The organism is Acidovorax sp. GW835-FHT14G06, assembly GCF_058793595.1.
Genome location: NZ_JBXAGA010000002.1, coordinates 367,592 through 380,578, shown reverse-complemented (window position 1 = coordinate 380,578; position 12,987 = coordinate 367,592). Strand labels below are relative to the sequence as shown.

General features: G+C 65.4%; 16 protein-coding genes. 8 read left to right on the top strand and 8 right to left on the bottom strand.

The genetic code is table 11. The features are described 5' to 3' along the window. Window positions 1-3: 3 nt before the first annotated feature. Together ispF and AC1Q64_RS04320 are read right to left on the bottom strand one after the other, a co-directional pair. A complete protein-coding gene (gene ispF / locus AC1Q64_RS04325; RefSeq protein WP_291436183.1) occupies window positions 4-483 on the bottom strand; it encodes a 2-C-methyl-D-erythritol 2,4-cyclodiphosphate synthase in 480 nt (159 codons plus the stop codon). A gap of 113 nt (window positions 484-596) precedes the next feature. Then, the gene (locus AC1Q64_RS04320) at window positions 597-1,511 is read right to left on the bottom strand and encodes an IspD/TarI family cytidylyltransferase (RefSeq protein WP_492250582.1); all 915 of its coding nucleotides are present in this window, start codon (window positions 1,509-1,511) and stop codon (window positions 597-599) included. 96 nt (window positions 1,512-1,607) lie between these two features. On the opposite strand from AC1Q64_RS04320, the gene mfd reads away from it, so the two are divergent. The 5 genes from mfd (at window position 1,608) to serB (ending at window position 7,757) form a co-directional block, all read left to right on the top strand. Continuing rightward, complete coding sequence (gene mfd, locus AC1Q64_RS04315; RefSeq protein ID WP_492250581.1) at window positions 1,608-5,072, top strand: transcription-repair coupling factor; 3,465 nt, start codon at window positions 1,608-1,610, stop codon at window positions 5,070-5,072. A 73-nt stretch (window positions 5,073-5,145) separates the two neighbouring features. After that, window positions 5,146-5,808: a hypothetical protein gene (locus AC1Q64_RS04310; protein ID WP_291436190.1), complete on the top strand. Its 663-nt coding sequence runs from the start codon at window positions 5,146-5,148 to the stop codon at window positions 5,806-5,808. An 88-nt stretch (window positions 5,809-5,896) separates the two neighbouring features. Next, complete coding sequence (locus AC1Q64_RS04305) at window positions 5,897-6,151, top strand: ParD-like family protein (protein ID WP_015014749.1); 255 nt, start codon at window positions 5,897-5,899, stop codon at window positions 6,149-6,151. Then, on the top strand, window positions 6,148-6,945 hold the full coding sequence (gene map, locus AC1Q64_RS04300) for a type I methionyl aminopeptidase (protein WP_291436192.1): 798 nt from the start codon (window positions 6,148-6,150) through the stop codon (window positions 6,943-6,945). Before AC1Q64_RS04305 ends, map begins: the two co-directional genes overlap by 4 nt. 98 nt (window positions 6,946-7,043) lie before the next feature. Beyond that, complete coding sequence (gene serB, locus AC1Q64_RS04295) at window positions 7,044-7,757, top strand: phosphoserine phosphatase SerB (protein WP_492250580.1); 714 nt, start codon at window positions 7,044-7,046, stop codon at window positions 7,755-7,757. A gap of 73 nt (window positions 7,758-7,830) precedes the next feature. Here the strand turns inward: serB and AC1Q64_RS04290 are convergent, their stop codons facing one another. Beyond that, a complete protein-coding gene (locus AC1Q64_RS04290) occupies window positions 7,831-8,349 on the bottom strand; it encodes an RrF2 family transcriptional regulator (protein ID WP_492250579.1) in 519 nt (172 codons plus the stop codon). Window positions 8,350-8,439: 90 nt separating this feature from the next. On the opposite strand from AC1Q64_RS04290, the gene ytfE reads away from it, so the two are divergent. Continuing rightward, a complete protein-coding gene (gene ytfE, locus AC1Q64_RS04285; RefSeq protein WP_492250578.1) occupies window positions 8,440-9,189 on the top strand; it encodes an iron-sulfur cluster repair protein YtfE in 750 nt (249 codons plus the stop codon). A 17-nt stretch (window positions 9,190-9,206) separates the two neighbouring features. Next, a complete protein-coding gene (locus tag AC1Q64_RS04280; RefSeq protein ID WP_492250577.1) occupies window positions 9,207-9,683 on the top strand; it encodes a group III truncated hemoglobin in 477 nt (158 codons plus the stop codon). A gap of 50 nt (window positions 9,684-9,733) precedes the next feature. Here the strand turns inward: AC1Q64_RS04280 and AC1Q64_RS04275 are convergent, their stop codons facing one another. The 4 genes from AC1Q64_RS04275 to AC1Q64_RS04260 all read right to left on the bottom strand — a co-directional run bounded on the left by AC1Q64_RS04275 (window position 9,734) and on the right by AC1Q64_RS04260 (window position 11,058). After that, the gene (locus tag AC1Q64_RS04275; RefSeq protein WP_199226324.1) at window positions 9,734-9,907 is read right to left on the bottom strand and encodes a LiaI-LiaF-like domain-containing protein; all 174 of its coding nucleotides are present in this window, start codon (window positions 9,905-9,907) and stop codon (window positions 9,734-9,736) included. Between the two features lie 95 nt (window positions 9,908-10,002). Beyond that, entirely contained in the window at window positions 10,003-10,215 is a 213-nt protein-coding gene (locus AC1Q64_RS04270; RefSeq protein WP_492250576.1) for a DUF3820 family protein, read from the bottom strand. A 13-nt stretch (window positions 10,216-10,228) separates the two neighbouring features. Next, on the bottom strand, window positions 10,229-10,591 hold the full coding sequence (locus tag AC1Q64_RS04265; protein ID WP_492250575.1) for a translation initiation factor Sui1: 363 nt from the start codon (window positions 10,589-10,591) through the stop codon (window positions 10,229-10,231). Continuing rightward, window positions 10,588-11,058 carry a DUF2721 domain-containing protein gene (locus AC1Q64_RS04260; protein WP_492250574.1) on the bottom strand — a complete coding sequence of 157 codons (471 nt, stop codon included), beginning with the start codon at window positions 11,056-11,058 and terminating at the stop codon, window positions 10,588-10,590. Before AC1Q64_RS04260 ends, AC1Q64_RS04265 begins: the two co-directional genes overlap by 4 nt. Window positions 11,059-11,299: 241 nt before the next feature. Here AC1Q64_RS04260 and AC1Q64_RS04255 point away from each other — a divergent pair, with 241 nt between their 5' ends. Next, window positions 11,300-12,580 (top strand): DEAD/DEAH box helicase, encoded by a 1,281-nt coding sequence (locus AC1Q64_RS04255; RefSeq protein ID WP_492250573.1) that lies wholly within the window; start codon window positions 11,300-11,302, stop codon window positions 12,578-12,580. Window positions 12,581-12,631: 51 nt separating this feature from the next. Here the strand turns inward: AC1Q64_RS04255 and AC1Q64_RS04250 are convergent, their stop codons facing one another. Further along, the gene (locus tag AC1Q64_RS04250; RefSeq protein ID WP_492250572.1) at window positions 12,632-12,976 is read right to left on the bottom strand and encodes a DUF6172 family protein; all 345 of its coding nucleotides are present in this window, start codon (window positions 12,974-12,976) and stop codon (window positions 12,632-12,634) included. Between the last annotated feature and the right edge of the window lie 11 nt (window positions 12,977-12,987).

The window sequence follows — 12,987 nt, the reverse complement described above, 5'->3', positions numbered from 1 at the left end:
TTATTAAGTGGCGTAGATCAAAGCAGCAGCCCGCGCCTCCATGGCCAGGCCCTGCCCCACCGGGCCCAGGCGCTCTGCCGTCTTGGCTTTCACATTGACCTGGCCCTCAGCCACACCCACCGCCCGCGCGATGGCGGCCCGCATGCCGGGGATGTGCGCAGCCAGACGCGGGGCCTGGGCGACGACCGTGCTGTCGATGTTGCCGATCTCAAAGCCAGCGGCACGCACCCGCCGCGCCGCCTCGGCCAGCAGCACGCCCGAGTCCGCGCCCCGGAACGCGGCATCGGTGTCGGGGAAGTGGCTGCCAATGTCTCCCAGGGCCGCCGCGCCCAGCAAGGCATCGGTGATGGCGTGTAGCAGCACGTCGGCGTCCGAGTGGCCCAGCAGGCCCGTGGGATGGGCGATCTCCACCCCGCCGATCACCAGGCGGCGGCCGGGCACCAGCGCATGCACGTCCCAGCCTTCTCCAATCCTGAAATTCATCTGTCTGCCTTTGTGAATGTTTGAGTGCTCAGTCGCCGGGACCGTCGGTCAGGCTCCCTGGCCGTGCAATGCAGGCAGCGTACCGGTGGTGCTGGCAAACCCTGCGCGGTGGGCTAAAAAAGGTTCTTCTTGCCGGGGGCCGCGTTCACCTGCCCCCGCTCGCCGCCATAGCGCTCCAGCGTGGTGCTGTGCGCCCGCTGGGCCAGCACGGCAGCCGCCAGTGCGAAGTCGTCCGGGTAGGTGACCTTGAAATTTTGTGCCCCGCCGGGCACCAGCCGGGGGTGAAAACCCATGGCCTCCATCGCACTGGCCTCATCGGTCACATTGGAGCCCACCTTGTCGATGGCGTCCATCAGCGGGCCGATGCGGAACATCTGTGGCGTCTGCGCCAGCCACTTGTCGCTGCGGTCCACGGTAGAGGCCACGCGCACGCCGCCCGGGCCGTCGATGGAGGTCTTGAGCGTGTCGGCCAATTTGTGCGCCAGGAGGCCGCCCACACTGTCGCCCGCACACTGGTCGATGAGCGCATCAATCTGCTCGGCGGTCACGAGGCAACGCGCTGCATCATGCACCAGCACCCAGTCGTCGGGCTGCGCGCCGCGCTCCAGCAAGGCCTTGAGGCCGCCTCGCACCGTGTCGGCACGCGTAGGGCCACCGCACTCCACCACAAAAAACGCGGGATGCGCGTGGGCGTCCAAAAAGTGATCCCCCGGCGCCACGGCCACCAGCGTGCCCAGCAAGCGCCCGACTGCAGCAAAGGCGGCCAGTGTGTGCAGCACCATCGGATGGCCTGCCACCAGGTGATATTGCTTGGGCAACGGGGCTGCAGCGGCGGCAGCGCTGGCAGACAACGCCCCCGGGGCTGAGAACGCCGCCACAGTCGATGCCTGGGCCGGTGGCACTTGCGGGGCGCTGCCTGCACCTGCTGGCACGGCCCGCGACCCCACCCCGGCGCAGGGCAGCAAGGCCCAAAACCGCCCTTGGGCCGACAAGGGGGTGAGCAGGGGGTGCAGCAGGGGAGCAGTCATGGAGCGCTCATTCTAAAATCTCCCGTTGCCCTCCGATCCAGCCCGTGCGCGTTTCGCGCCCCTGGGGATGCGGCGGGCCCCGACGACACCGTCCGCATGGAACTGCCCAAACTCTCCCCCGGAAAACGTTTCACCCTGCCCCGCCCCGTGGGCAGCGCCGATTCCCTGCTGCTGGCCCGCCTGGCCGAACGTGACAAGGCAGGGGGCCGCACCACCGCCATCGTCACGGCCGACGCCACCGATGCACAGCGGCTCATCGACGAGATGGCCTTTTTTGCGCCGGGCCTGCGCTGCGCGCTGTTCCCGGACTGGGAGACGCTGCCCTACGACACCTTCTCGCCGCACCAGGACCTGATCAGCGAGCGACTGGCCACGCTGTGGCGCATCTCGCAGGGTGAAGCCGATGTAGTGCTGGTGCCTGCCACCACAGCGCTGTACCGCCTCGCCCCGCCCTCCTTCCTGGCGGGCTACACCTTCCACTTCAAGGTCAAGCAAAAGCTCGACGAAGCAAAGTTCAAGGCCCAGCTCACGCTGGCGGGCTACAGCCATGTCTCGCAGGTGGTGAGCCCGGGCGAATACGCGGTGCGCGGCGGGCTGATCGACCTGTTCCCCATGGGCTCCCTCGTGCCGTACCGTGTGGACCTGTTCGATGACGAGATCGACAGCATCCGCACGTTCGACCCCGACAGCCAGCGCAGCCTGTACCCCGTGCCCGAGGTGCGTCTGCTGCCCGGCCGCGAGTTCCCCATGGACGACGATGCGCGGGCCAAGTTCAGAAGCCGCTGGCGCGAGATGCTGGAGGGCGACCCGACAAAGAGCCGCATCTACAAGGACATGGGTGCAGGCGTAGCCACAGCTGGCATTGAGTACTACCTGCCGCTGTTCTTCGACGAGACGGCTACCGTGTTCGACTACCTGGGCGGCGAGGCCACCGTGGTGCTACACGGCGACCTGGAGCCCGCGTTTCAACGTTTCTGGCAGGACACGAAAGACCGCTTTCGCCTGGTGCAGGGCGACCCCGAGCGCCCGGTACTGCCACCCGAGGCGCTGTTCCTCTCGGCCGACCAGTTCTACACACGCGCCAAGGAGCATGCTCAGCTGTCCATCCGCCCCGGCGTGGAGGACATTGCCGACAACCCGCACTTCCAGAAGCTGGGCGACCTGTCGGTGGTGCGTGGTGCCGAAGACCCGCTGGCCCGGCTGCACGCCCACATCCGCAACACGCAACACCGCGTGCTGCTGCTGGCAGAAAGCGATGGCCGGCGCGAAAGCCTGCTCGACTTTTTGCGCGCTTCGCAGCTGAATCCGCCAGCCTTCGACTCGCTGGCCGAGTTCCAGGGTACGACCGACGAGAAGGTGGGCATTGCCACCGCCGGCCTCACCGTGGGTTTCAGCTGGATCGAGGACGGCATCGACTTCGTCACCGAGACCGAGCTGTTTGCCGCCGGCCCCACCACGCGCCGACGCAAGAAGCAGGAGCAGGTGAGCGACGTCGAGGCGCTGATCAAGGACCTGGCCGAGCTGAACGTGGGCGACCCTGTGGTGCACAGCGCGCATGGCATTGGCCGCTACCGGGGCCTGATCAACATGGACGTGGGCAACAAGAACCCCGACGGCACGCCCGCCATGCAGGAGTTCTTGCACCTCGAATACGCCGACAAGGCCGTGCTGTATGTGCCCGTGAGCCAACTGCAGCTGATCAGCCGCTACACGGGCGTGAGTGCCGACGAAGCCCCGCTGCACAAGCTGGGCAGCGGCCAGTGGGAAAAAGCCAAACGCAAGGCCGCAGAGCAGGTGCGCGACAGCGCGGCCGAGCTGCTCAACATCTACGCCCGCCGCGCACTGCGCCAAGGCCATGCCTTCCGCTACAGCCCACAAGACTACGAAACCTTTGCCAACGACTTTGGCTTTCAGGAGACGGCCGACCAGAACGCCGCCATCCACGCGGTGATCCAGGACATGATTTCACCCCGCCCCATGGACCGCCTGGTCTGCGGCGACGTGGGCTTTGGCAAGACCGAGGTGGCCCTGCGCGCGGCCTTTGTGGCAGTGACGGGCGGCAAACAGGTGGCGTTTTTGGCGCCCACCACGCTGCTGGCCGAGCAGCACTACCAGACGCTGGTGGATCGTTTCAGCAAGTGGCCGGTGAAGGTGGCGGAGGTGTCGCGCTTTCGCTCGGGCAAGGAGATCACCTCGGCCATCAAGGGCATCGGCGACGGCACGGTGGACATCGTGGTCGGCACGCACAAGCTGCTTTCCGAGTCCACCAAGTTCCACAACCTGGGCCTCTTGATCATCGACGAGGAGCACCGCTTTGGCGTGCGCCACAAGGAGCAGATGAAGGCCCTGCGCGCCGAAGTGGACGTGCTGACGCTGACAGCCACGCCCATCCCGCGCACGCTGGGTATGGCACTCGAAGGCCTGCGCGACCTGTCGGTCATCGCCACCGCGCCGCAGCGGCGCCTGGCGATCAAGACCTTTGTGCGCAACGAGGGCACGGGCGTGATCCGCGAGGCGGTGCTGCGCGAACTCAAGCGCGGCGGGCAGGTCTACTTCCTGCACAACGAGGTGGAGACCATCGAGAACCGGCGCCAGAAGCTCGAAGAAATATTGCCCGAGGCGCGCATCGCTGTGGCCCACGGCCAGATGCCCGAGCGCGATCTGGAGCGCGTGATGCGCGACTTTGTGGCGCAGCGCTACAACATCCTGCTGTGCTCGACCATCATCGAGACCGGCATCGACGTGCCCACAGCCAACACCATCATCATGAGCCGCGCCGACAAGTTCGGCCTGGCGCAGCTGCACCAGTTGCGCGGGCGCGTGGGCCGCAGCCACCACCAAGCGTATGCCTACCTCATGGTGCCCGACATTGAAGGGCTGACCAAACATGCGCAGCAGCGCCTGGAGGCCATCCAACAGATGGAGGAACTGGGCAGCGGCTTCTACCTGGCCATGCACGACCTGGAGATCCGCGGCGCGGGCGAGGTGCTGGGCGAGAACCAGAGCGGCAACATGCTCGAAGTCGGCTTCCAGCTCTACAACGAGATGCTGAACGAGGCCGTCAAGGCGCTCAAGGCAGGCAAGGAGCCCGATTTGCTCTCGCCCCTGTCCGTCACCACCGACATCAACCTGCACGCCCCCGCGCTGCTGCCCGATGACTACTGCGGCGACGTGCACCTGCGCCTGTCGTTCTACAAGAAGCTGGCCACGGCCAAGACGCCCGACCAGATCGACGGCCTGCTCGAAGAGATCGTGGACCGCTTCGGCAAGCTGCCGCCGCAGGCCCAGACCCTCATCGACGTGCACCGCCTGCGCGTGCTGAGCCAGCCCTACGGCGTGGTCAAGGTCGATGCCGCCCCAGGTGTCATTAACATCACCTTCAAACCGCAGCCGCCTATCGATCCGATGCGCATCATCGAGCTGATCCAGAAGAACAAGCACATCAAGCTGGCGGGCAACGAGAAGCTGCGCATCGAGCGCGAGCTGAAGGACCCGAAAGACCGGGCACAGATGGTGCGGGACATTTTGCGCAACCTGGGGCAACCCGTGGTCGCTGCGTAGCCAGATACAAGCCAAAGAGGCCGCAAGCGCTAGTGAATCAAGCGCCAATAGCTATCAAAACAGAAGCAAAACAATGTGGCTGGAGTTCCTAATCGCGCTGGTGGCCCTGACAGCCGCCTTGGCCACGCGACCCTGGCGCCTGCTGGCCAGCGGCAAGCCGCTGGTGCACCAGTCTCATGGCGCGGCGTCCCCGCTGTGGACGCCACTGCTGGCCACGCTGGTGTTTCTGCCATGGCTGTGGGCGCTGCCCACGCTGCACGCCATGCCGCTGCAGCTGCAGTGGTCGGGGGCCAGCCTGGTGGTGCTGATGCTGGGCTGGCCGCTGGCCATCCCCGTGCTCATCGCTGTGGGCGCTATCGCCGGCCTGCTATCTCCCGCCCTGGACTGGGCCGATGCGCTGAGCGCCGCCATCTGGCTGGGTGTGGTGCCCGCCACGCTGGCCCTGGCGCTGGGTGCGCTGCTGCGGCGCTGGGTGGGTACCCAGCCTTTTGTGTACGTGCTGGGCCGGGCGTTTCTGGGCACCGTGGCCTGCGTGTTTGCAGCAGGCGTGCTCTCGCAGTGGACCGGGCACCTGTTGCCCGGTGTGGGCGACGAACTGTCGCTGGTAGCCCGCTGGCTCATGGCCTGGGGAGACGGGTTTGTGACGGGCATGCTCGCCGCGATCTTCGTGGCGTTCAAACCCGAGTGGCTGGCCACCTGGTCAGACCAGCTCTATCTGAAGCGCCCCCCACCTTAGCGCTGCAAGGCATCAGCGCAGCGTTGAAAACGTGCACAGGATGCGTTCAGAGATACGAAACGTATATGTTTCGCATACAATTCGCTGCATGGGTATTGTCAAAATTTCAGACCAAATGCACGAGAACCTGCGCGTTGCCAGCAACGCCCTGTCTCGCTCCATCAATGCTCAAGCAGAGCACTGGATGCGCATCGGCATGCTGGCCGAGCTGCATCCCAACCTCGACCACAGCGACATCTGCCAGCTGCTGATCCGCGCCGAACAGGCCGGGGGCTTCGATCTGGACACGGTAGCGGCTTCCGTGGCCGCCAAGCCCGGCCACAGCGGACGGCGTGTGCAATGAAGTCGTCCCGCGTCACCCTGCGCTCCCCCGCCGAAATCGCCCAGGCGCGTGAAGCCGGCCGCCTGGCCGCCCGCGTGCTGCACATGATCACGCCGCACGTGCAGCCCGGCGTCAGCACCGAGGCACTGGACCGGCTCTGCCACGACTACATCGTGAACGAACTGCAGGTTGTGCCTGCCAACGTGGGCTACCTGGGGTATCCCAAAACGGTGTGCACGTCTGTGAACCACGTGATCTGCCACGGCATTCCGTCGCCCGGCCAGGTGCTCAAGGCCGGAGACATCATCAACATCGACGTGGCCATCATCAAGGATGGCTGGTTTGGCGACACCAGTCGCATGTACTTTGTGGGCGAACCCAGCCCGCTGGCCCGCCGCCTGGTGAACACCACCTACGAGGCCATGTGCGCGGGAATCACCCAGGTGCGCCCCGGTGCCTCGCTGGGCGATGTGGGCCATGCCATACAGACCGTGGCCCACCGCGAGCGGTTCAGCGTGGTGCGCGAATACTGCGGCCACGGCATCGGGCAGGTGTACCACGACGAGCCCCAGGTGCTGCACTACGGCCAGCGCGGCCAGGGCCTGCGGCTGGAGGAAGGCATGGTGTTCACCATCGAGCCCATGATCAACGCCGGCAAGCGCGATACCCAGGAACTGGCCGACGGCTGGACCGTGGTCACCCGCGACCGCTCGCTGTCCGCCCAGTGGGAACACATGGTGGCCGTGACGGCCGACGGGTTCGAGGTGCTCACGCCCTGGCCCGAGGGCACGGGCAGCTACGCGCCGATAACCTGAAAAGGGCTGCGACGCCGGTCCTCTGTCACATCAGGTATTGCACAGGGGGCGATACCATTGCGGGCTCTGACACCTGTATCTGCCCCTCCCTTTCTGCCATGACCCACGCTACCGAATTCGCCCCCGGCCTCGTCATCCAGGGCGTCGTGCCCCCGCTATCCCTGTCGAGCTACAAGCTCATCGCATTTGACATGGACTCCACCCTCATCAACATCGAGTGCGTGGACGAAATCGCCGATGCCGCAGGCCGCAAGGCCGAGGTGGCCGCCATCACCGAGGCAGCCATGCAGGGCGTGATCACCGACTACAAGGAGAGCCTGCGCCAGCGCGTGGCGCTGCTCAAGGGTGTGACGGTGCAGCACATGGAGCAGGTGTTCACCGAGCGCCTGCGCTTCAACCCCGGCGCCAAGGAACTGATCACCGCCGCCAAGGCTGCAGGCCTGACCACGCTGCTGGTCTCGGGCGGGTTCACCTTCTTTGCCGACCGCGTGAAGGCGGGCCTGGGCATCGACTTTGCCCGCTCCAACATGCTGGAAGTACAAGACGGCCAGCTCACCGGCCGCATGGTGGACCAGGCCTGGGGCGACATCTGCGACGGTGCCGAAAAACGCCGCACGCTGCTGGAAATGGCCTCGCTCATGGGCATCTCGCCGCAGCAGGCGATTGCCGTGGGCGATGGCGCCAACGACCTGCCCATGATGGGTGCTGCCGGCCTGTCGGTGGCCTACCACGCCAAGCCCGCTGTGCGTGCACAGGCCAAGGTGGCCATCAACCAAGGTGGGCTGGACCGGCTGCTGGAAGTGCTGCGCTGAGCGGCGTGGCGCCACCGGATGCTACCAATTTGATAGCTATTCAGGCATATAGAACTAGCGCACTGCCCCGTTTTTATTCAAAACCAGGTGCATCGGGCAATCCGGGCACCAAAAAGGCCCTGCGGCGGGCACTGCCCGCGCGTGGCGCGGCCACCATGGCCTGCAGCGCCGCACCCTGCTGTGACGTGGGAGCCACCAGGTCCGCCAGCGTCACGCCATCCAGCACCGCCAGATAGGCCTGCATGGCCTGGCCCAGCACACCCTTGAGGCGGCAATGGCTGCTCAGGCGGCACTGGTTGGAGACCGGGTCAAAACACTCCACCAGGTTGAAATCCGTTTCTGTGGCGCGCACCACGGCGCCAATGTGGATGGCAGATGCAGGTTGCATCAGCCGCATACCACCGCCCCGCCCGCGCGTGGTCTCGAGCAGGCCCTGCGCCGACAGTTGCTGCACGATCTTCATCAGGTGGCTGCGCGAGATGCCATAGCCCTCGGCCACTTCGGTGATGGTGACGGGCTGCGCCCGCCCTTCGGTGGCGGCGCAATACATCAGCACGCGCAGCGTGTAGTCGGTCCATTGGGTCAGTCGCATGGGTTTGCCGCAGATCAATCAAAAAGATGCATACATCCTGAATTTTATTCGCTAAAATATTCACACGATATGAATCTTTAAAGGACCACCATGAACGCCCGCATCGACACCCTGCACGCCACAGCCCCCACCACCCCACTGCCGCTGAGCGCCGAGCAGCAGATCGGCCAGATCGCAGTGCAGTTGCCGGGCGCCACCGCGGTGTTTAGGCGCCTTAAGCTGGACTTTTGCTGTGGCGGCCAGGTGAGCCTGGCCAAGGCGGCTGCCGACAAGGGGCTGGACGCCGACGCCGTGCTGGCCGAGCTGGCGGCCCTGCAGCGCAGCGACGCCGTACCAGGGGCCGCGTCGCCCAGCGCGCTCATCGACCACATCCTGGTGCGCTACCACGAGGTGCACCGCCAGCAGTTGCCCGAGCTGATCCGCATGGCCCGCCGCGTGGAGGCTGTGCACCGCGACCACCCTCAGGTGCCTGCAGGCCTGGCCGACCACCTGGAGGTCATGCACGAAGAGCTGCTGTCGCACATGCTCAAGGAAGAACAAGTGCTGTTTCCCATGCTCAAGAACGGAGGCAACCCGTTTGTGGGCCAGCCCATTGGCATGATGCGCGCCGAACACGTGGACCATGGGGAAGCGCTGGACAAGCTCAACGCCCTGACGCAGGACGCCACGCCTCCCCAAGGCGCGTGCAACACCTGGCGCGCGCTCTATGCAGGCATTGCGCAGTTGGGGGATGACCTCATCAACCACATCCACCTCGAAAACAACGTGCTGTTCCCGCAATTCGAAGCCAGCGCAGCACCCGCGCAAGCTTGTGCCACGTCAGCCTGCGGGTGCCAGTGAGCAGGCACACTGCCCCCATGACCGAGGAAACCGTCGCGCCCCAGCCCACCGCCACGCTCACCCCCAGCGTGGAGAGCATCACGCTGCTGGTGCACGGCTTTTACGGGGATGTGCGCCGCGACCCGCTGCTGGGGCCGGTGTTTGAAAAAGCCCTGCACGGCCATTGGGACACCCACCTGCAGCGCCTGGTGGACTTCTGGAGCACCGTGGCGCTGGGCGCCCGCAGCTTCAAAGGCGATGTCTTCGGCAAACACATGGCGCTGGAGGGCGTCACGCCCGCCCACTTTGCGACCTGGGTGGGGCTGTGGCAACAGCACACCAACCGCCTGTTTGCGCCTGAGGTGGCGCGCGAGCTGCAGGTAGCGGCCCATGGCATTGCGCGCAACCTGTTCCGAGGCTACTTTGGCAGCGACCCCGGTTTTGTGCAGCCCCGCGAGGAGCACGGCGCGCACGGCGCCCACCACCACGGCAGCGGAGAAGCCCAGCAGGGCTGACGATTGAAGACAGGCAACTGGCAACACCGCCGCGAGCGCCCGCCCCTGGCTTATTTGCCCTTGTTGCCCGGCGTGAAGAACAGCGCCACACCCACTGCAATCAGCGCCACGGGCCACCACACCCGCAACAGCTCGCGCAGGCTGATACTGATCAGCCCCAGGTTGGTCAGCAGAAAAAACACGCCCAGCACGACCAGAACGATCGCAGCGATATTGCCCTTCATGTGCATTCCCTCGGTGTGGTTGTTGGTCTGAAAACAACCATTATGGTGGACAGCAACCAGGGCAACGCCCCAGTTTTTGTGCTGGCCCAGGCCTCTCAGCGCCCACGTAAGGGCCGCAGCAGGTCAGACAGCCCGTTGTGATCGATCTCGTGCATCAGCGCCAGCAATTGGCCCAGCTCGCCCTTGGGGAACCCCTCGCGCGCAAACCAGTTGAGGTAGTTGCCCGGCAGGTCTGCCAGCAGCGTGCCTTTGTACTTGCCGTACGGCATCTCGGTGGTGACCAGGCGCTGCAGTTTTTCTGCGTCCATTGCCCCAGCCTCCTCAGCCGCCGGCGCGCTTGACCTTGTGGCCCAGCTTTTGCAGCGCGGCCATCACGCGCTCCACATGGTCGCCCTGCACCTCGATCACACCATCCTTCACCGTGCCACCGCTGCCACAGGCGGTCTTAAGCTGCTTGCCCAGCTGCTCCAGCGCGGCCTCGTCCAACAGCACGCCCTTGACCAGGGTGACCGCCTTGCCGCCACGCCCCTTGGTCTCGCGCGAAACGCGCACGATGCCGTCGCCCATGGGCAGGGGCTTGTTTTGCTTGCACACGCACTGCGCCACCGGCTGCCGGCAGGCGGGGCACATGCGGCCCGAGTCGGTGGAATACACCAGGCCGCCCAGGTCGGCAAAAGACTTCATGGTTTCTTCCCCTCCACCTCTTGCTGCAACATGTGAAAGTCGAGCAATCGCGTGGCCAGCAGCGTCTCGGTCAAGAAACACACCAGCGCCATCAAAAAGCACGCAACGCCCGCGAGAAACCCCGAAACAGCCAACCGGCTGGATTGGAAATCGGTCGTTTCGCCCAGAAACAGCAGGATGATGGTCGTGCCAATGAGGAACGCACAGAACGTCAACAGCGCGATGCAGCCATTGGCCAGTCGCCCCCGCAAGCGCAAGTCAGCCAGCTCTTTGTAGGCACGGGCCAGAAATTCGGGCTCGGTGTTGGTGCGCGCACGGTCCTCCACCACACGAGCCCGGTCGATGATTCGGGCCAGGCGCCCCGCCACGGCGCCGATCATTCCGGACACTGCGGTGAGCAAAAACACAGGCGCCACCGCCAACTGAATGCCGTGGGTGATGGCGGAGGTATCAAGAGGCAAAGCCATGGGATGCGGGTCCGAGAAAACGGTCAACTAAAAATCAAGGCGGCCCGATTATCGGTCGCCACAGGCGGGCGGGGAGCACTCGCATTCCCTGCAGCGGCGCACGCGCAAGGCCCGCATTGCAGGCCTGCGCGAAGGCACGTGGCAAGAGGGCATCTGGCAACTGCGGCGACAATGCATGCCATCACTGTTCCGTCCGCGCTGCCTTGCGTGCCTCCCTTCAACGCCTCTTCAGCGCCCTTCCATGCCTTTTGCCTCCCTCGGTCTGTCCCCCGCCCTCGTCCATGCCGCCGACAAAGCAGGCTTTGTGACGCCCACGCCCATTCAGGCGGGCGCCATTCCTGCCATCCTGCAAGGGGCGGACCTGCTGGGTACGGCACAGACGGGCTCGGGCAAGACGGCGGCCTTTGCCCTGCCTTTGCTGCAGCAGCTACAGCTCAGCGCCACCGGGGGCCCGCGCCGGGTGCGTGCCCTGGTGCTGGTGCCCACCCGCGAACTGGCTGCGCAGGTGGGCGAAGTGCTGCGCAGCCTGGCGCAGCACCTGCAACAGCCGCTCAAGATCGCCATCGTGTTTGGGGGCGTGTCGATCAACCCTCAGATGCTGGGCCTGCGCGGCGGCGCCGACATTGTGGTGGCTACGCCGGGCCGCCTGCTGGACCTGGTGGATCACAACGCCCTGCGCCTGTCGGCCGTCGCACACCTGGTGCTGGACGAAGCCGATCGCCTGCTGGACCTGGGCTTTGCCGAAGAATTGCAGCGCGTGCTGGCGCTGCTGCCCGCCCGGCGGCAAAACCTGTTCTTCTCGGCCACCTTTCCTGCTGCAGTACAGGCGCTGGCCGATGGGCTGCTGAACCAGCCGGTGCGCGTGGAAGTGCCCCACACGCCGGGCAACGAACCGGCCATTGAACAACGCGCCATTGCGGTGGACGCCAGCCGCCGCACCCAGCTGCTGCGCCATCTGGTCAAGGAACACAACTGGTCGCGCGTGCTGGTGTTTGTGGCCACGCAATACGCCGCCGAGCACGTGGCTGAAAAGCTGTACAAGGCAGGCATCTATGCCACGCCCTTCCACGGGGGCCTGAGCCAGGGCGCACGCAACCAGGTGCTGCAGGAGTTCAAGGACGAGCGCTGGCAGGTGGTCGTCACCACCGACCTCGCAGCGCGCGGCATCGACATTGCGCAGCTGCCTGCCGTGGTGAACTACGATCTGCCACGATCGGCTGTGGACTATGTGCACCGCATCGGCCGCACCGGCCGCGCAGGCGAGAGCGGCATGGCCGTGAGCTTCGTGACCGCCGATGTCGAAGCGCATTTCCGGCTGATCGAAAAACGCCAACACCTCACCCTTGAGCGTGAGCAGATTGCGGGCTTTGAACCCACAGAGACAGCCGCCCCTGCGTCGGTCACCGATCCCCAGGGCACAGGTGGTATCAAGGGCAAGCGGCCCAGCAAAAAAGACAAGCTGCGCGCAGCAGCGGCTGCAGCGTTGGAATCACTGTCCACTGCCCATAAAAAAGGCTCCTGAAAGGAGCCTTTGGAAGAGCCGTGAAGGGTGGCAGCCCAAGCAGCCTCCGTTTCAGACCCCTTCGTGGTCCTCGTCCATACCATCTTCATCAGTGCCTTGCGACTCGCCTGGCGCCCTTGGCGCGCGCTTGGCGGGCTTGGCCAGAATCTCGACATAGAACTGGCTGCCGCCCTCGGCGGCCACGCCGTTGATCAACCCGGTCAAGGCCGAGAGGTGGGCCACGGCAGCGTCTTCTTTGGTGCGGCCAAACTGGCAGTCAAAGTCCCAGAAATCGGCTCCTTCGGGCAGGTCGCGGCGCCGTTCGCGCTTGATGTATTTGCGGATTTCGTGCTTTACGGCATCCAGAACGCGGTCGCGGTTCTTGCCTTCAACATGGAGTTGGAAAGTTTTTCTCATGGGCGATGGTA